Annotated in this window: 14 protein-coding genes; 3 read left to right on the forward strand and 11 right to left on the reverse strand. The window is 44.9% G+C overall.

Features of this window, described 5'->3' with window-relative positions; translation table 11 throughout:
* Positions 1–87: 87 nt before the first annotated feature.
* Genes ACRD7A_RS04145 through ACRD7A_RS04160 form a run of 4 tightly spaced genes read right to left on the reverse strand, consistent with a single transcriptional unit; the run spans position 88 to position 4,222 of the window.
* Positions 88–939 (reverse strand): glycine betaine ABC transporter substrate-binding protein, encoded by an 852-nt coding sequence (locus ACRD7A_RS04145; RefSeq protein ID WP_430811146.1) that lies wholly within the window; start codon positions 937–939, stop codon positions 88–90.
* Between the two features lie 14 nt (positions 940–953).
* The gene (locus ACRD7A_RS04150) at positions 954–1,820 is read right to left on the reverse strand and encodes an ABC transporter permease (RefSeq protein WP_430811147.1); all 867 of its coding nucleotides are present in this window, start codon (positions 1,818–1,820) and stop codon (positions 954–956) included.
* 2 nt (positions 1,821–1,822) lie between these two features.
* Positions 1,823–3,064 carry a quaternary amine ABC transporter ATP-binding protein gene (locus ACRD7A_RS04155; protein WP_430811148.1) on the reverse strand — a complete coding sequence of 414 codons (1,242 nt, stop codon included), beginning with the start codon at positions 3,062–3,064 and terminating at the stop codon, positions 1,823–1,825.
* Between the two features lie 3 nt (positions 3,065–3,067).
* A complete protein-coding gene (locus ACRD7A_RS04160; protein WP_430811149.1) occupies positions 3,068–4,222 on the reverse strand; it encodes a hypothetical protein in 1,155 nt (384 codons plus the stop codon).
* A 478-nt stretch (positions 4,223–4,700) separates the two neighbouring features.
* Between ACRD7A_RS04160 and ACRD7A_RS04165 the strand changes: the two genes are divergently transcribed.
* The gene (locus ACRD7A_RS04165; protein WP_430811150.1) at positions 4,701–5,828 is read left to right on the forward strand and encodes an amidohydrolase; all 1,128 of its coding nucleotides are present in this window, start codon (positions 4,701–4,703) and stop codon (positions 5,826–5,828) included.
* Positions 5,829–5,894: 66 nt separating this feature from the next.
* Positions 5,895–7,043 (forward strand): alanine racemase, encoded by a 1,149-nt coding sequence (alr, locus tag ACRD7A_RS04170; protein WP_430811151.1) that lies wholly within the window; start codon positions 5,895–5,897, stop codon positions 7,041–7,043.
* Between the two features lie 369 nt (positions 7,044–7,412).
* Here the strand turns inward: alr and corA are convergent, their stop codons facing one another.
* Positions 7,413–8,477 (reverse strand): magnesium/cobalt transporter CorA, encoded by a 1,065-nt coding sequence (gene corA, locus ACRD7A_RS04175; RefSeq protein WP_430811152.1) that lies wholly within the window; start codon positions 8,475–8,477, stop codon positions 7,413–7,415.
* A 21-nt stretch (positions 8,478–8,498) separates the two neighbouring features.
* Complete coding sequence (hrpB, locus tag ACRD7A_RS04180) at positions 8,499–10,979, reverse strand: ATP-dependent helicase HrpB (RefSeq protein WP_430811153.1); 2,481 nt, start codon at positions 10,977–10,979, stop codon at positions 8,499–8,501.
* A gap of 86 nt (positions 10,980–11,065) precedes the next feature.
* Here hrpB and ACRD7A_RS04185 point away from each other — a divergent pair, with 86 nt between their 5' ends.
* Positions 11,066–11,944 carry a hypothetical protein gene (locus ACRD7A_RS04185; protein ID WP_430811154.1) on the forward strand — a complete coding sequence of 293 codons (879 nt, stop codon included), beginning with the start codon at positions 11,066–11,068 and terminating at the stop codon, positions 11,942–11,944.
* Between the two features lie 546 nt (positions 11,945–12,490).
* Here ACRD7A_RS04185 and tnpA read toward each other — a convergent pair.
* The 5 genes from tnpA to ACRD7A_RS04210 all read right to left on the reverse strand — a co-directional run bounded on the left by tnpA (position 12,491) and on the right by ACRD7A_RS04210 (position 17,719).
* Positions 12,491–12,958: an IS200/IS605 family transposase gene (tnpA, locus tag ACRD7A_RS04190; RefSeq protein ID WP_430811155.1), complete on the reverse strand. Its 468-nt coding sequence runs from the start codon at positions 12,956–12,958 to the stop codon at positions 12,491–12,493.
* 371 nt (positions 12,959–13,329) lie between these two features.
* The gene (gene trpB / locus ACRD7A_RS04195; RefSeq protein ID WP_430811156.1) at positions 13,330–14,556 is read right to left on the reverse strand and encodes a tryptophan synthase subunit beta; all 1,227 of its coding nucleotides are present in this window, start codon (positions 14,554–14,556) and stop codon (positions 13,330–13,332) included.
* A 248-nt stretch (positions 14,557–14,804) separates the two neighbouring features.
* A complete protein-coding gene (locus tag ACRD7A_RS04200) occupies positions 14,805–16,205 on the reverse strand; it encodes an NfeD family protein (RefSeq protein ID WP_430811157.1) in 1,401 nt (466 codons plus the stop codon).
* A 40-nt stretch (positions 16,206–16,245) separates the two neighbouring features.
* Entirely contained in the window at positions 16,246–16,815 is a 570-nt protein-coding gene (locus ACRD7A_RS04205) for a DNA-3-methyladenine glycosylase I (protein ID WP_430811158.1), read from the reverse strand.
* A 91-nt stretch (positions 16,816–16,906) separates the two neighbouring features.
* Positions 16,907–17,719, reverse strand: a complete 813-nt coding sequence (locus ACRD7A_RS04210; RefSeq protein ID WP_430811159.1) for a M48 family metallopeptidase — start codon at positions 17,717–17,719, stop codon at positions 16,907–16,909.
* Between the last annotated feature and the right edge of the window lie 162 nt (positions 17,720–17,881).

The following is a 17,881-nucleotide window of genomic DNA, read 5'->3' on the forward strand; positions in this document are numbered from 1 at the left end:
AAAAGGGGTGCGATTGTTTTTCAACACCCCATATGATTCTTTATCATTATTAGTATACCATCATAACATGGCAACTAAGACAGGTAACTACTGTATCCAGCTGTTTACTAAATCCTGATTTTGGGCCACCCATTTTTTAGCACCCTCTTCCTTATCGGCAAAGTCATTAAGGAACATCAGTACCTTTCCCATTTGTGCATCATCGAGCTTAAAATTGGCAAAATATTTAGCAGCAAAAGGATCCTCTTCTTTGAATCCCTTACGGGCGTAGGTTTCAATACGCTCAGCTTCTCCATATACGCCTTTGGGATCATCGAGGAATTTCAGATCGTAACGACCGAATTTCCAGTGAGGTATCCATCCGGTTACCACCACCCATTTATTAGCATCGATGGCTTTCTTTAATTCTGATAACATGGCAATACCTGAAGAATTCATTTGTTCCAAGACCAGATTGTATTGCTCCACAGCCAAATCAGTTTTGGTGGTGATACCTGCGCCACGCTCAATACCAATAATCTGCCCATTAAACTTATCGGCATTGGCATTTAGCTCCTCGATAGAATTAATCGTCACGTAGGAAGGCACCACCAAGCCTATCTTAGCATTTGAAAAAGGCTGTCCGATACTCTCAATCTTACCCTCAAACTTAGCCACTTTAGTGCCGTGTGTCACCGGCAGCCACGTGTCCATAAACACATCGGTATCGCCATTGGACATGGAGGCAAAGATCAAATCCACCGCTGCTTTCTGGGTCTCTACAGCATATCCATTTTGTTCCAGAATCACCTTGGTAATGTTTGTCATGGCGACGCCCTCTGCCCATCCATCCACATAGCCGATGGTAATCGCTTTCTTATCATCAGACTTTTTTGCACCACCACAACTGAAAACCAGCAGAGCCAGCGCCATCAACAAACTGAATCTTAAACATTTCATAATTTATATATTTTTTATTTACGTTTAAAAATTTTCGATACCGAAAAATTCTTTTCCTTTTTTGCTTGTCCCAATGCTTGCGTAATACGATCGAGCACAATGGCCAGAATCACCACGGCCAGTCCACTCTCAAAGCCCAAACCGATATCCAGGTTATTAATCCCTTCCAGCACGCGTTCGCCCAAACCACCGGCTGCAATCATACCGGCAATCACCACCATGGACAGTGCCATCATAATGGTTTGGTTTACACCCGCCAATATGGTGTTAAGGGCCAGGGGCAGCTCCACCTTAAACAATATCTGTTTGTTGGTGGCACCAAAGGCACGGGCTGCCTCCTTCAGGTCGGCAGGCACCTGCTTGATACCCAGCGAAGTGAGACGCACAGCAGGGGGCATGGCAAAGATAACGGTAGCAAATGCACCGGGCAGCTTACCAATACTGAAAAATAACACGGCCGGTATCAGATACACAAAGGCCGGCATGGTTTGCATCAGGTCCAGTATGGGACGTATAATACGCTCTACCCGATCGTTTTTGGCTGCCCAGATACCCAATGGTAATGCCTGTATAAGGGCTATGACCGTTGAAAACAGAATCAGTGCCATGGACTCCATGGTTTCTTCCCAAAAGCCCATGAGAAAGATTAATCCCAGGCCAATAACGGTAAAGGCCGCTACGCCTCGTCCTGCCTTATACAGTGCCAGCAGGCCGATAAGGGCAATGATGATGTAAAAAGGCGTGCTGATTAACAGCCACTCAATACCTTCGATACTGGTGTTACCCACATTCTTTATCAGATCGAATAGTGGGGCAAAGTTTTCGGTTAGCCAATCTACGGCTAACTCAATGTATTCGCCTATGTTTATTATTTTTTCCATAACTATTGCTCCCTTGCTTGCTCTTTCAGTTCAACAATTTCCTCTTTATTAAAGCGCGTTGATTCGATTACCAACGAGGTTTGTGTCACCACACCCAACAGGCGTCCGTTGTTCTCATCCACCACGGCAATGGGCGATTTGGTATTGGTTATGAGCGGCAGCATCTCCTCCACGGTCACATCGGGATACACACTGGGACAAGTACGGGTGATAAAGTCAGATATGCTGGTGGCATTCTGCTTTTTGGCTTTTATAACCTCAGGCAGCCAGATAAATCCTTCAAAAACCTTATTTTTATTAATAACCGGCAGCACCTCAAAAGCCGACTCACGTATCTTACGCAGCACCGATTCGGGCCCGTCCTTTTCCAGAGTCACAATTTTGGGTTTCTCAAACATGAGCGAACCGGCCGTAATAATAGCCTTGCGATCCACCTTCTCCACGAAAGCCTTCACATAGTCACTGGCAGGATTCTTAAGAATGTCTTCCGCCGTGCCGACCTGCTCAATCACTCCATCTTTCATAATAGCAATGCGGTCCCCCAGCTTAATGGCCTCATCTAGGTCGTGGGTAATAAACACAATGGTTTTCTTCACCTTCTCCTGTAGCTCGATGAGTTCGTCCTGCATATCCGACTTAATAAGCGGGTCGAGGGCTGAGAAGGCCTCATCCATCAGCAATACCTCAGGGTCGTTAGCCAGGGCCCGAGCCAGGCCTACGCGTTGTTGCATACCTCCTGATAACTGAGAAGGCAATTGATTCTCAAAACCTTTAAGACCTACACTTTCAAGGGCTTCCTGTGCCACCTTCAAACGTGCCTCCTTCTCTTCACCCCGAATTTCAAGGCCAAAGGCAGCATTCTCGAGAATGGTACGGTGTGGCAATAAGGCAAATTTCTGAAACACCATACTCATTTCTGTACGACGTGTTTCCAGCAGGGCTTTGTTGTCCTCTTTGGTGATGTTAACATTGTTCACAATTACATCCCCCGCAGTAGGCGAAATCAAACGGTTTAAGCAGCGTAAAAGGGTTGATTTTCCACTTCCCGAAAGACCCATAATCACAAAAATCTCACCTGTTTTAATCTGAAGGTTAGCTTTGTTAACTCCAACGGTACACTTGGTCTTTTTAAGTATCTCGGTCTTACCAAGCCCTTGCTCGAGCATTTTTAAGGCCTGTGATTTTTTCTTACCAAAAATCAGACTCAGGTCTTTTACTTCAATCTTAATATCATTTTCTTCCATCGCTTAAAAATAATAGCCAATGTTAATATTAAATCGTGCTTCCCATTCGGCGTCTGGATTACCGGCTCCTAAACCATTGGTCCATTCAGGACTTAACCAAGGCTGATTTTTACCCATGGCATAGTCGATGTAGGTATAAATAGGACCGGCCGAAACCATCACACCCGTTACATTCATCATAGCATCCTCAAAACTCGCCTCGCTCTTATCCAGCATTCCGAACTCGTTGTATACGATAAAGCTTGAGATATGCTGCCAGTCAACCGGAATGGTATAGGAGGCGCCAATGGTATAGGTACAGGCCTCGGCGGCTATTAAATAAGGTGCGCCATAGGCTGTTAAAGCAACCAAATCATCCCCTTGCTCAAGCGGATTTTCGGAATTGTAGTTATAATACGCAATCCCTGCCTTTAATCCAAATTTATTGAGGGTCAATTTGTAATGTCCTTCAAAAGCACTGTGATTACCCATCTCTTCAGTGTCCAGGTTATAAAGCCCACCGTACTGTGCCGAAGCACCCAGGTGATGACTCACGCTTTGGCCGCCCCAGTTATAGCCTATACGACCATTTACCTGATTAACCTCTTTATTGCGATAGCTGTTGACACCATCGATGGTAATGGAACCGGCATCGTAGGCATAACGGCTGGGATCCGTATCTGTATTGGATCCAAATCGCATCTCCTCGGCATTCTTAAAGAAGGCCAGATCAAACTCCCAGTTGTTCTTACGGTGAGAATACTTTATACCCATATCGTAGTCATCCTCCAGCCCTACGTAATAATTCATGCTAAAAAAGAAGCTGTTAGAGTTATAGGGCAGCATACCAAAAGGTACTTGTGTGAGTCCCAGTTGCAGGTTATTACTCTCGTCAAGCTGATAGCCTACCCATCCGTGCTTTAGCATACCGCCGCCAAAACCACTGGCATACAAACGATATTCAGCATCGAGACTCAGCTTCTTATAGGCTGCCTTGGCATTTAAGCGAAATACATCAAAACCGAAGTCACCGCCCCGCTTTTTCTGTCCCTCTTTCCACGATGAGTGATTATAGTTAAAACGCAGTGCACCACCAATGTTAACTGTTGGTTTTTCTTGAGCAAACATAGTAATTGAGATCAGTGCGAACACCAATACGAACTTAAATTTTAAATTCATAAAATTTTACTTAATATAAAATGTTAATTAATTTTATTAAGAGAAGTCATCTATCGAAACACTGTACGGATCAGCAAAAAAGGGCATTAGATTTGCCCGGGGGGTTTAAACTTATCCAGCTCGTTTCTGAATACCAGATTATAGACTATTGATCCGCGTTCCTTATTTTGTTCGTGTAGACTTGAAATCATGGAATGCAAAGGTAATTCATTTCCTGCTTATTACAATATTTGCTCGTTAATAAACCATTCAATATGTTAATAGACCTTAATTTTGAAGGCTATTTTAAATTCTTTTTGCAAGCGCAAAATACTTATAACCATAACTTTATGTACTGGTTAGCCATATACCTAATACAACATCAAAATTCAGTGGTGTACGAACGAATATTACGAATACAACTTTGAGCTTTGGGCGTCATTTCGTAACTTCAAGCGATATATGCTTCACAAATGATCATTCCATAGACCCTATAATTATGAAAGATATTATCGCTTTACGGCACTATCTCCATCAGCATCCCGAGCTATCGAATCATGAAGTAGAAACCGCAACTACCCTATCTGCTTTCATACAAGCGCTACATCCTGCTGCTACATTTGATGTGGGTAGTACCGGCAAAATAGCCCTTTTTAAGGGTGCTGCAGCCGGTCCTACCGTCCTTTTCCGTGCCGAGCTGGACGCACTGCCCATTGGGGAGATAAGCACATTGCCCTACCGGTCGCAAAATGGCGGGGTAGCCCACTTATGTGGACATGATGGACATATGAGCATACTGGCGGGTTTGGCACAGTATATTGCACGAAACAAACCAACAAAGGGCACCGTAGGCCTTCTTTTTCAGCCTGCCGAAGAGGTGGAACAAGGCGCTCGTGATGTACTTCATAGTAAGGTTTTCCAACAACTGAAGCCCGATTATATGTTTGCCCTTCATAATATACCGGGTTATCCACTGCACCAGGTAATTCTAAAAGAAGGGAGCTTCAGCGCTGCCTCGCAGGGCATGACGGTGACTCTGAGTGGCAAAACAGCCCATGCCGCCGAGCCTGAGAACGGCCTTAATCCAGCAACAGCCATCGCCCGCATCATTGATGCTATGCACCGGCTGCGCACCGAAGATGAATTGTTTGAGCAAAGGATATTAATTACAATTATCCACATTCAGCTGGGTGAAATTGCCTTTGGCACCTCGCCGGGGCATGCCATTATCCGTATGACCCTACGAGCTTTTGAAAACCGGGATATGGAACAGCTGACCAAAATTGCCACCTCACGTATCAGGCAAATAGCACAAAAAGAGCGACTCGGCTGTAGCATTGAATTTTCGGAGGTCTTTCCGGCCACGATGAATGATGCCGAATGCGTGTCAATCGTTGAGGATGTGGCAAAGCACTGTGACCTTTCAGTGGTGCAACGACAGCAACCCTTTAGCTGGTCGGAAGATTTTGGCTATTACACTTCCACTATTAAGGGAGGCTTCTTTGGCATTGGAGCGGGAACAGAGCAAGCTGCTCTGCATAATCCCGACTATGACTTTCCGGATGCCTTGCTAAAAACCGGTATTGATCTTTTTTCTAACATTTACCGAAAACTACTGTGCGAATAGGCAGCATAAGAATCAGCTTTCAGAATATACATTTAAGCAGAGATCACTCCCCAAAAACAATTCCCGATGAATAAAACCTCATTCATGACGCTGGATACTAAGGCTGTAGAGAATAACATCCGTTTCCTGAAAAGCAAAATAGGCGCTGGTGTGAAGTTATCATCCGTGGTAAAAGCCAATGCCTATGGCCATGGTATTGAGCAGCTAACACCCATCGTTGAGGCGGCCGGTGTGGATCATTTTTCGGTATTCAGCTTTGATGAAGCCCTGCGGGTTGAAAGTAGCACCCAGGAGCAGCCCGGGATTCTTATTATGGGTTGGATTGCCGATGAGGATCTGCCCTGTGCCATTGCCAAGGGTTTTGAGTTTTTCGTTTTCTCGCTTCATCGCCTCTACGCCGCACAAAAAACAGCGCTGCAACAGGGTAAAAAGGCAAAAATACACCTGGAGGCCGAGACGGGCATGAACCGTTCGGGACTCGATACGGATCAGCTGAAACAGGCCATCACCTTTATCAAAGAACATCCGGCACAATTTGAATTAACTGGCTTTTGCACCCATCTGTCGGGTGCTGAAAGCATCTCTAACCACCTGCGTATTCAGCGGCAGCTAAAGCAATATCACAAAATGTTAAAGCTGTTGGAGCAGGCCCAACTAAAACCTCATTATCTCCATGTTGCCAATTCGGCCGCTGCTTTTGTATTTCCCAAGGCCCGGTATGATATGGTTCGTATAGGCATTATGCAGTATGGGTTTTGGTCCAGTGCCGAGACTTTTATCCATTATACGCGCAATAAAAAAAGCAAAGACGATCCTTTAAAGCGCATTCTCAGCTGGAAAAGTAAAGTGATGTCCATTAAAACCGTAAAGACAGGCGAATTTATAGGATACGGCACTTACTACCTGGCACAAAGCGATATACGCACCGCTCTGATACCTATCGGTTATGCCAGTGGTTATAGTCGTTCGCTCAGTAACAAAGGGCGCGTACTTATTAGGGGTCAACGTTGCAGTGTTATCGGACTGGTTAATATGAATATGATTATGGTAGATGTAAGCAATGTGCCAAAGGTAGCCATAGGCGATGAAGTGGTAATCATCGGGCGGCAGGGGGAGCTGGAAATTAAGGTTTCGGCCTTTAGTAATATCAGCGATGAGCTTAATTACGAAGTATTGGCACACCTGCCCGGCGACATTAAACGGATCGTCCTCTAGGTTATGCTATAAAGTCCCAGCGCATAACTATTATTCAATTTTATGAAATCACCTTTGATAAACGCTATATGCCAACTGCAGCGCAATTGAATAACGGGTTCACATTTTATAAGAGCGAAAGTAGTTCAATCTGAAAAAAAAATAGAAAATTTATGGTTTCCCTCACATTCAACCCCCTTCGGGTTCGTTTATGCTTAGACCCGGAATTTACATCTGATCTATCCTAGCTTCATCACGTCACCCTTGCAGTGAGTTTTGAATGTTCCATATTAATCAATCATGCAAGGAACGGTTCTTTATAAATGCCTTGAGATAGAGAACCGTTCCATTTAACATCTTGAACGCTCTACCCGCCATATTCCCTGTTCTCTACCACCATTTTTTCCGCTTAAAATAGGCCACCATGCCCAAGGCCGTAAGGACGATCACGCCCCACATAATAAAATAGCTGTATTTGTAGTGTAGCTCGGGGATATGATCGAAGTTGGTGCCATAAACACCTGCTATGAAGGTAATGGGGATAAATATAACCGAGAAAATAGTAAGGGTTTTCAGGACATCATTAAGCTTATAGGCCACCGTGGTGTGGAAAATATTAAGTTGATCGGACAGGATAACCCGGTAGTTATCCACCGCTTCGTTGGCCAATTCAATATTATGACGCAACTCGTTAAGGTGTACTTCAAGGTAGTCGTTGATATAGTCAGAGTCGGTTTTACAAAGACTCAAGACCATCTCCCGGCAAGGCTTTACTATTTTGCGGAGATAGTTAATCTCCACTTTATAGCGGTTTATCTTCTCCAGACTCTCAGCACTCGGGTATTCGATGAGCTCATCGTCCAGATCCTCAATTTTTTCTCCCAAACGGCTAATGGTATGTATATAATTGTCAATCACGACATCGAGCAGGGCAAAAGCCAGGTAGTCACTATTGGAAGATCGTATTAACTTTCGATTGCGGCGCAGACGCTCGCGCACAGGATCAAACAAGGTGCCTACCTTTTCCTGAAAAGACAAGAGCAGGTGGGTATTAAAAACCAGCACCAGGTTTTCGGAGCTCAATTGGTTACTGACTTCATCGTACTGTAACATTTTAAGGGAGATAGACAGGCAGTTGTTATACTCCTGCAGGCGCGGCCGGCGGTGGGTATCCAACACGTCGGGCACAATTAGTGGTGGCAGATCCAGCCGATGGGTCAGTGACTTAAGCAAATCTGTATCGTGCAGACCATCAATATTAATCCACGACACTCCATCGCTAACACCCCTTGCGGCAGCTTCATCAACGCTTTGAGGCTCCTGCTCCGTTAATTGCTCAGCATTGTAATTGATCTGCCGCAAGCGTACATAGTCAATCTTTTTCTCGCCCCTGAAGATGAGGTCATAGGGCGACAAGCCAATAGATTCTTTCTTTGATTTTAGAAATCGGGCCATAGGGTTTGATTTATAAGGCTTTTACCTGCGCTTAACCCCTCTTTGAGCCGTTGCCTCCAGGGGATCGTCAGGCCAGTAATGTTTAGGATACCGTGCCTTCAGTTCTTTCTTTACCTCAAAATAAGCATTATTCCAAAAACTTTTCAAGTCATTGGTAATTTGTACCGGCTTAAAACCGGGCGATAGCAGATGTAGCACCAGGCTAACCTTACCCTTATTGATACGGGGTGTTTCGCTCATACCCAATACCTCCTGCAGGCGCACCGCCAACACTGGCGCTTCACCATTTGCTTTGTATGCCAGCTTTATTTTCGACCCGCTGGGTACTTCAATGCGCTCCGGTGCCAGCTGGTCCAGCAGTCCTTGCAGTTGATAATCCAGGTGATGTTGCAAAACATCCTTCAAGTCAATCTTTTTCAGGTCAGAAGGCCGTTTCACATCCCCCAGGTAGGGTGCCAGCCATTCTCCATTGTTCTGCAACAGGGTTTCTGTAGATACATCAGGCCAGCTATGTGAATCATCCCAGACGCGCAGGCTCAACACCCGATTCTGCCATTGTACCACCTCTTTAGTGAAGTTAAGTAGCCAACTACCCTCCTGCTTTATGGCATCACTTATAGCCTTGATCTTTAGATCCTCATCAAAATCATGTAAAGGCTTACTTTGCAATATAATGCTACCAATCCTTAGCTCTTTCTCTGCCTTAAAACCACCCTGTCGCGTATCCCAGCTAATCACATCCACCGACTTTACCATAGGTGCCAGGTCTTGCGGATTTAAAGGGGATGCCAAAAATATTTTACCAATGCCATCGCGGGCATTGAGGTTGGCAATGGCCAGCCAGGACTCATGCGCCAGGTCGTCGTGATGGCCGGCCGCCGCAATGCTACCATTGGCCAGTTTAAACTGGGCATTATTACCCGGCCGGGCATGAGCGATACGCTCGGGAAAAGCATAAACAAGCAGCAGGCCCGTTGCATACGGATCAACCGCCGCGTTATCCGCCTCCGTTTTTAACAGGCGATGGTACTGAGCGGCAACCCTTGCGATGCGTGCCAGCTTTTTATTTTTTAAGGTACCCTTACGCTGACGACGCAACGCTTCAATCCGACTGTTCAGATCAATACCCGCCTCTTTTCCCAAAGGATCACGTTCCTCGAGCAAGGCCGCAATGTCGCAGGCTAAGGGTGCCAGACCTTCATCCTGTGCCATTAATAGCATATGGGCCAGGCGCGGGTGACATGGCAATTGATGAAGGGCCTGACCATGGGAAGTGATCCGTTTATTATCCAAGGCCTCCAACTGATGCAATAACTCACTGGCCTGTGCCACATGACCGCTTGGTGGTGGTGTCAGCCAGGTGAGGCCATTCACATCATCAACACCCCATTTGGCCATCTCCAACACCAACGCGGCCAGGTCGGCTTCTTCAATTTCAGGCGTTCGATGAGCCTTTAAGCGATGATGCGTAGCCTTGCTCCACATACGGTAACACACACCGGGCCCTAAACGACCGGCCCGGCCGGCCCGTTGATCAGCCGAATCGAGGGATATATCTACCGTTTCCAGTTTCGATAGACCTGAATTGGGGTTAAACCTCAAGGTGCGGCTAAAACCACAATCGACTACCACCCTAATGCCTTCGATGGTTAAACTAGTTTCGGCAATGGAGGTGGCCAGAATAATTTTACGTTTCCCCTGGCGATGCGGTATTAAGGCAGCATACTGTTTATTCGAGGGCAACTGACCATACAAGGGATGGATCGATAAGTTGCCATGCGCCTTTTTAAGCAAGGTTTCACATGCTTTTATTTCGCCTTCGCCCGGCAGGAAAACCAGGATGTCACCCTCCTGCTCTTTAACAGCTTTAGATACTACCCGGGCCGTTAGTTCGGGTAAAAGCATCACATCATTCTCCCCTTCGTGAATAATCTTAACAGGGTATTGCCGCCCCTGACTTACCACAGCTGGTGCCTCTAATAAGGCTTTCAATTGTGGCATATCCAAGGTGGCCGACATGATCATAATGCGCAAATCGGGCCTTAAGACCTGCTGGGCTTCGAGCGACAGTGCCAGCGCTACATCGGCATATAAGCTACGCTCATGAAACTCATCGAAAATAATAAGGCCAACACCCTCCAGAGCATTATCGCTTTGCAGCATGCGGGTTAAAATACCCTCGGTCACCACTTCCAACTGGGTATCAGCGCTTACACAATTATCAAAACGCACCCGATAGCCTATGCGACGCCCCACCTTTTGATTCATCAAGTCAGCCATTCGCTCTGCAATTGTGCGGGCTGCCAAACGACGGGGTTCCAGCATAATTATTTTTTGCCCCTTAAGCCATTTCGCCTCCATTAAGGCCAGTGGCAAAACGGTACTTTTCCCGGCTCCCGGTGGTGCATTTACAATTAACCTGTTTCCTTCAGTTAAAAGCTGCTTCACCTCATCAATTACCTCGGTTATGGGCAAGTCTATATGGTATGGATTGAAATTCACGATCGAAAAATTTTACGCAAAAATAAAGAATTAATTGCGCAAAAGAATTTGTATTTTCGTCTAAACAAATTCCTAAGCCCTGGTTTATGCGAAAAATTTTATGGCCGTTTCTTTTCTGGTCCTGCTTACTATTCGGCACCTTTACAGGCAACGCACAATCTGCCCGAGTACTATCCCCTTCCGACTCGATTGCCCGGATGACATTGCGTTACTTACATCCATTCTACAAGTCGCTGGAAAAGCAGCACCCTTTCAGTGGTACCTATGACCTTGGATTTTCGTACCCCCTAAATAAGAAGTGGCAGATTAACACCTCCATCCCCTTTGGTTTGGCTAAGTACGATGTAAATTTATTTCAGCCTGAATACGACGATCCAATGCTCAATCATATTAAAAAGATATCGAAAACAGCCTGGGGAAATGCGATGCTGGGGCTAAGCTACTCCAATAAGCACCGAACTGCCCACTACTCTTATTGGCAAGGCTTTGTGTTTTTGCCCACCGCCACAAGAGGCCATAACGAAGCCGCCCCATATATGTTAATGAGTAACATTAATGAATTTCACAAATATCTGAGTCATGCAACCATCCTAGGCTTTGAGGCAGCATATGGTCGTCAGGGACCAGTTAGGTGGCATTATGAACTAGCAGCTGGCTTCGAGTATTTTTTAACAGGCAGCCGCGCTATGCTTTCTGATGATTTATATGCGCGTTATACCCTCACAGGTGCTTATAAATTGAATTCACTTCTGATTAGTGCCGACTATTCGGGACTCATCAACATCAGTAAAACAGATCTTGATGCATTCAGAGATCGTATGTATGATGTTATAAATATTGGTATTTATTATATCGGTAACATCGTTCAGCCCGGCTTATTTTTTGCCTATAATGCTCGTGATTTTTATAGAGATATAGCAGACGGATCAATGGGGATTAAGCTGAGCTATCGATTTGCCAATTAGTAATGCGAAAAACGTTAAACTGTAAAAATATTGAATATTAATTACGTATAGGTATTTGCCACAACTCTCTGTCGTTAAGATGTCAGGGCTACGCCCCTTTTATGTATGTTTATTCCTTTTTTACGAAGATGTTAGGGCTACGCCCCTAAAATCTAAAGATAAGATATCCATATGATTGTTACTATGCCTATTTGCAATAACACAGCGCGAAATCTTTCGATTACCAGCCTTTAATACAGGTATATAAACTTCGGCCCCTATCAGTTAACAGCTACCAAGGGGCGTTAGCCTTGCGTTCTTCATATCCTTCGGTATAAATCGTCAATTTTAGGGGCGTAGCCCTGATATCTAAAGATAAGATATCTAGATGATTGTTATTGTGATTTTTTTTAAAAAATATCTCGGAACTAGTCCCTGCTCAATTGATCATTAACACAGACTCATGGTCTTCTTCTTTGGGTAGAACCAAGCTGCTAAGGGGCATTAGCCCTGCTTTCTTCGTAGCATAGGTTGTAAAATGATAATTTAGAGGCGTAGCCCTGATATCTAAAAATCGTCATACCATTCGAACAAATATTTTGGATTGTAATCCACATCATATTTTTCGAAAAACAAGAGATATTCGTCTCTAAATGATTGTTTCTTATGATGCTCAGGTTGATTTAACACATATTTTACCACCCTATCAATGTGCGATTTTGAATAAGTAAAAGCCCCGTAGCCATTCTGCCACATAAATCTACCGGGTATGTATTGTTTATTATTCAACCAATTAGATGACCCGGATTTTACTTGTTCCATCAGTTTTGATGGGGCTATATCCGGATGCATACCAACAAAAATGTGTGTATGGTCTGGATTACAATAAATCGCATAGGTTTTGCATTTATGATGAGATACAATACCGCACATCACTTTTTCTAATTCATCCCTAAACTTTTCCTGTATCAGATTTTCCCGGCCTTTCACCGAAAAGACATATTGGATGTACAATTGGGTGTAGGTGTTCGCCATGGCTCTGGATGTTAAGATAACAGGGCTACGCCCCTTTTATGTATGTTTATCTCTTTTCTAAGAAGATGTTAGGGCTACGCCCCTAAAATCTAAAGATAAGATATCTATGTGATTGTTACTATGGCTATTTGCAATTACACAGTGCGAAATCTTTCGATTACCGACCTTTAATACAAGCATATAAGCTTCGGCCCATATCAGTTAACAGCTACCAAGGGGCGTTAGCCTTGCGTTCTTCGTAGCCTTCGGTACAAATCGTCAATTTTAGGGGCGTAGCCCTGATATCTGAAAATTGTGATGCAATTCCACCATACAAAAATGCCTGCCGGGTTAATAATTCCGACAGGCATGAATTTATGATGACACGGAGACTATAATGCTATTCCGTAGTCTTTTCCAAATTTCTCCATCACATAATCAATATCCTTATCCCCACGTCCCGACAGGTTCACCATAATGGTTTGATCAGATGGCAAGGTGGCTGCCATTTTCATGGCATAAGCCACGGCGTGCGCACTCTCTAAGGCCGGAATAATACCTTCCTGACGCGCCAGTGCCATAAAGGCATCAATGGCTTCCTGATCGTTAATCGTTTCGTAGGACACGCGTTTAATATCTTTCAGGTAGGAGTGCTGAGGCCCTACACCCGGATAATCCAAACCAGACGCAATGGTGTTAACCGGCGATGGATTGCCCTCTTCGTCTTGCAACAGGTAACACTTAAAGCCATGGATCATACCCGGCTTACCCAATGTTAAGGTAGCAGCATGATCACCAGTTTTGAAGCTTGTTCCTGCCGGCTCTACCCCATATATCTTCACCTGTTCGTCCTGCAGGAAGGCCGAAAACAAGCCCATGGCATTGGAACCACCCCCCACACAGGCCACAATATGATCGGGCAACTGACTGGTCATTTCCTGGAATTGTTCACGTGCTTCGCGGCCAATCACCGATTGAAAGTCGCGCACCATCATTGGAAATGGGTGTGGTCCAACCACCGAACCGATGGCATACAATTGGTTAACCGGATCTTTTAAATAGGCTTCGAAGGCTGCGTCTACAGCTTCTTTTAGAGTTTTCAGACCATGGGTAGCCGGTATCACATTGGCACCTAATATTTTCATGCGCACCACATTAGGATGCTCTTTGCATATATCCACTTCACCCATGTAAATATCGCACTCGAGGCCAACCAAGGCTGCTGCGGTGGCCAGAGCCACCCCATGCTGTCCCGCTCCTGTTTCGGCAATAATTTTTTTCTTACCCATTTTTTTGGCCAGCAGAGCTTCACCAAGGCAATGATTAATTTTATGGGCACCGGTATGGTTGAGATCTTCGCGCTTGAGGTAAATTTGCGCACCGCCCATTTTATCGGAGAGATTTTTGGCATGGAAAACCGGTGAAGGGCGACCTGTGTAGTGTTTTTGTAAGTAATAAAGCTCTTCTTTAAATACAGGATCGTCCTTAATTTTTTCGTAGGCCTCAGTTATTTCCTTCATGATAGGCTCCAGCATGGGGGGCACAAAACAGCCTCCAAACTCACCGAAAAAACCTTCTTTGCTGGGCATTGCCGTACTGGCCAATAATAATTTATTCATGGTATTTCTTTTTCGACTTTAGCTTTAAGATAATAGCTATAAAGTCTTGGTTTATAATATGTATAAAAACAAAAAGCCGCAGGAGGAACTCCCACGGCTTTTGTTTAATTTTATTGCATCAACCTATTGTTCCACCTTATCAAAAGTAGAGCATAGCCACCAATAATTATGTAACAGTTGATTTGTCATTTTTTGTTTTTCTGATTGCAATTATAATCAAATGATTTGTTTGTGCAAAAAAATCAGGCTTATTTTATTTTTATCACATAAAGCTGACCATGCCTAAAGCGGGTTATTTTTACAGGTGTACCCTTTTCGATAAAACCTGCTTCGGCCACAGCATCATACTGCTCATCTTCCACGGTAATCTTACCCGACGGGCGCAGCGAAGTGAAAGCCACTGCTTCCTGCCCTACCAAATTCCCCATCGATGCCTCTACACCAATATAGCCCAGCTCTACGTTCTCCTGGGTCTGCAGGGCTATCTTCGCCCCAAAGGTAGATGAAGAAAGCAACTTCTTACTCAGATAAATAATGGCCAGTAAAGAGCCAAATAGTCCGGATAAGACGATGCCCAATGCTTCCAATAACTTGCTGAAGCCCACCCCATCAAAGTTAAACAGATCGTTATCCAGCAGACTAAGAGTTAAGCCGCCCACTACCAGCACAATACCGGAAAAACCGGCTACACCAAAACCGGGTATCACAAATACTTCGAGGCCAATAAGCACAAGACCAATGATGAAAATAACAATCTCCCAATTGGCAGCTAAACCATCGATATAAAGCGGCGAAAAATACAACACGGCGGCAATGGCGGCTGCCAGCAATGGAAAACCGACACCGGGCGTTTGCAGCTCAAAATAAATACCGCCCATTATCACTAAAATTAAAATCCCCTGCAGAATAGGACTGGTCAAAAAGCCTTTTAATCCATCGTAAAAAGAAGGTTTAAAAGTCGTTATTTCATAGTCATAGACCTGCAGCTGCTGCAACACCTCATCAATGTTATTGGCCTGCCCCTCACAGAAACCATGCTCAATAGCTTCCAATGTGGTAAAAGTGAGAATCTTGCCGGTATCCACCACATTTTCAATATAGATACTTTCATCTACCATGGCCTCGGCAATGTGCGGGTCGCGTCGCCACACATAGGTAGTATCCTTACCTGTCACAACGGTATCCTTACCGTGCGCCTCGGCAGTAGCGCGGATGGTCGAGCGCATATAGGACTGGTATTTATCCGGCATCTTCTCACCGCTTTGGTTGACCACGGTAGCGGCTCCGATGTTGGCACCCGGCCGCATATAGATGCTGTCGCAGGCAATGGAGATAAGGGCACCGGCCGATGCCGCATTGTTATCGATAAACACATGCACCGGAATATGGCTATTTAGTATTTTTGTACGTATAGAATCGGCAAACACCACCTGCCCGCCATAGGTATTCATGTGCAGCAGAATCATATCAGCCTGCATGGCTTCAGCTTCGGCAAAGGCCTCCTGGGTGTGTATCCATGAGGTGCTGCCAATCTCCCGGAATATTTTGTAGGTATATACCTGGGTTTTGACACTGTCGGCGGGTTGTGCCCAGGCAATCAGACCCATAAGGAAGAACAAACAAATGCTGAAAATGTGTTTTTGATTCATAGTGCATAGCGTTAGAATAGATGCTTAAAAATAACAAGATTTATGCATTCAGCAATTCATTATATCGATAACAAGTAACAATGTGATCGTTTATGACTCCAATGGCCTGTAAAAAGGCATAACAAATGGTGGTACCAACGAATTTAAATCCATCCTGCTTCATACGCTTGCTCATGGCATCTGAAATGGCCGAAGTGGCGGGAATATCCGATTCGTGCTCCCAGGCATTTGTTATTGTTTTGTAATGAGTGAATTGCCAGATGTAGCGGTCAAAGGAACCATGCTTTTCTTTCAGAGCCAGGTAGACTTTGGCATTATGTATGGCCGCCCTTATTTTTAATTGATTACGCACAATATTGGGATTTTGTAATAATTGGGTGACCTTTTCGTCGTTATATTCAGCTATTTTGCTTGCATCAAAGCCATCAAAAGCATCGCGGAAGGCCTGACGTTTATTGAGTATGGTTGACCAGCTTAATCCAGCCTGAAACCCCTCCAGAGTTAGAAATTCGAATAATTGCTGATCATCGTGCAAAGGTACTCCCCATTCCTCATCGTGGTAAGCCCGGTATAAATCCGAGCTCTCGCACCAACTACATCTTTTCTTCATAAATGCTGTTTTTAATAGGTTATTATAACACAAAAGGGTCTTCCACAGCCATTAGCCATGCAGACCCTTTGCCACTGCTTTATCCGTTGAACTATTTTTTATAGTACTTTAAAGCCTCGGGCATAGCAGCCTTTAGATTTTTAATGCGGGTTTCATCGGCAGGGTGCGTGCTTAGGAACTCCGGTGGCTTTTGCCCGCCATTCGCTGCCATCCGCTCCCAGAAAGGCACGGCTGCCTGCGGATTATAACCGGCCATGGCCATAAATATCAAACCCATTTTATCGGCTTCATTTTCATGGGTGCGCGAGTATGGCAACATAAAACCCACCTGCGTTCCGACCCCAAAGACCGCCATGTAAAGCGCTTTGGTCTCCTCCGGCTTTTCATTGAGGGCAACCGAAAGGGCTGCGCCGCCCATCTGAACGCCCATCTGATGGCTCATCCGCTCATTACCGTGTTTGGCTACCGCATGGGCAATCTCGTGCCCCATCACCACGGCCAGGCCCTCTTCGTTTTTGGTATAGGGCAGAATACCGGTGTAAAACACCACCTTACCCCCCGGCATGCACCAGGCATTGGGTACATCTTCGTCAATCAGGTTAAACTCCCAGGCAAAATCCTTAATATGACTGCTATGGCCATGGGCCTTCATGTATTCCTCCACGGCCGCCGCAATGCGCTTGCCAACCCGCTTAACCATGGCGGTTTCGGCCTGATTGGTCGATAATTTATGCTCTTTTAAAAACTGATCGTATTGACTAAAGCTCATGGCCATCATTTCGGAATCCGGCATCAGATTCAGCTGCTTACGCCCGGTTATGGGCACGGTAGAACAAGCTACAAGCAGGGGCACAATCAGCAAGGCACTCCACATTAAAGCCTTGTTTTTAAATAATCGTCTCATCGCTTTATCGTTTAAATTTAGATGTATAGTGTGATAAATTTGCTTTAAAATTAAGCGAGAAAAACTAAACATGCCTTATTGGGAGGTAATTTTTATCTGGTTATTACAAAATTAAAAAGGGTAAACATGCCTAAACAGACACATTTACCCCCTAATAATAAA

This window comes from Carboxylicivirga longa (genome assembly GCF_050589825.1).
Lineage (GTDB): Bacteria > Bacteroidota > Bacteroidia > Bacteroidales > Marinilabiliaceae > Carboxylicivirga > Carboxylicivirga longa.

What these genes read in the sequence shown, in the direction of transcription:
- ACRD7A_RS04145 (WP_430811146.1), bottom strand. Translation starts at nt 939, where the DNA reads ATGAAATGTTTAAGATTCAGTTTGTTGATGGCGCTGGCTCTGCTGGTT.
- ACRD7A_RS04150 (WP_430811147.1), bottom strand. Translation starts at nt 1,820, where the DNA reads ATGGAAAAAATAATAAACATAGGCGAATACATTGAGTTAGCCGTAGAT.
- ACRD7A_RS04155 (WP_430811148.1), bottom strand. Translation starts at nt 3,064, where the DNA reads ATGGAAGAAAATGATATTAAGATTGAAGTAAAAGACCTGAGTCTGATT.
- ACRD7A_RS04160 (WP_430811149.1), bottom strand. Translation starts at nt 4,222, where the DNA reads ATGAATTTAAAATTTAAGTTCGTATTGGTGTTCGCACTGATCTCAATT.
- ACRD7A_RS04165 (WP_430811150.1), top strand. Translation starts at nt 4,701, where the DNA reads ATGAAAGATATTATCGCTTTACGGCACTATCTCCATCAGCATCCCGAG.
- alr (WP_430811151.1), top strand. Translation starts at nt 5,895, where the DNA reads ATGAATAAAACCTCATTCATGACGCTGGATACTAAGGCTGTAGAGAAT.
- corA (WP_430811152.1), bottom strand. Translation starts at nt 8,477, where the DNA reads ATGGCCCGATTTCTAAAATCAAAGAAAGAATCTATTGGCTTGTCGCCC.
- ACRD7A_RS04185 (WP_430811154.1), top strand. Translation starts at nt 11,066, where the DNA reads ATGCGAAAAATTTTATGGCCGTTTCTTTTCTGGTCCTGCTTACTATTC.
- tnpA (WP_430811155.1), bottom strand. Translation starts at nt 12,958, where the DNA reads ATGGCGAACACCTACACCCAATTGTACATCCAATATGTCTTTTCGGTG.
- trpB (WP_430811156.1), bottom strand. Translation starts at nt 14,556, where the DNA reads ATGAATAAATTATTATTGGCCAGTACGGCAATGCCCAGCAAAGAAGGT.
- ACRD7A_RS04200 (WP_430811157.1), bottom strand. Translation starts at nt 16,205, where the DNA reads ATGAATCAAAAACACATTTTCAGCATTTGTTTGTTCTTCCTTATGGGT.
- ACRD7A_RS04205 (WP_430811158.1), bottom strand. Translation starts at nt 16,815, where the DNA reads ATGAAGAAAAGATGTAGTTGGTGCGAGAGCTCGGATTTATACCGGGCT.
- ACRD7A_RS04210 (WP_430811159.1), bottom strand. Translation starts at nt 17,719, where the DNA reads ATGAGACGATTATTTAAAAACAAGGCTTTAATGTGGAGTGCCTTGCTG.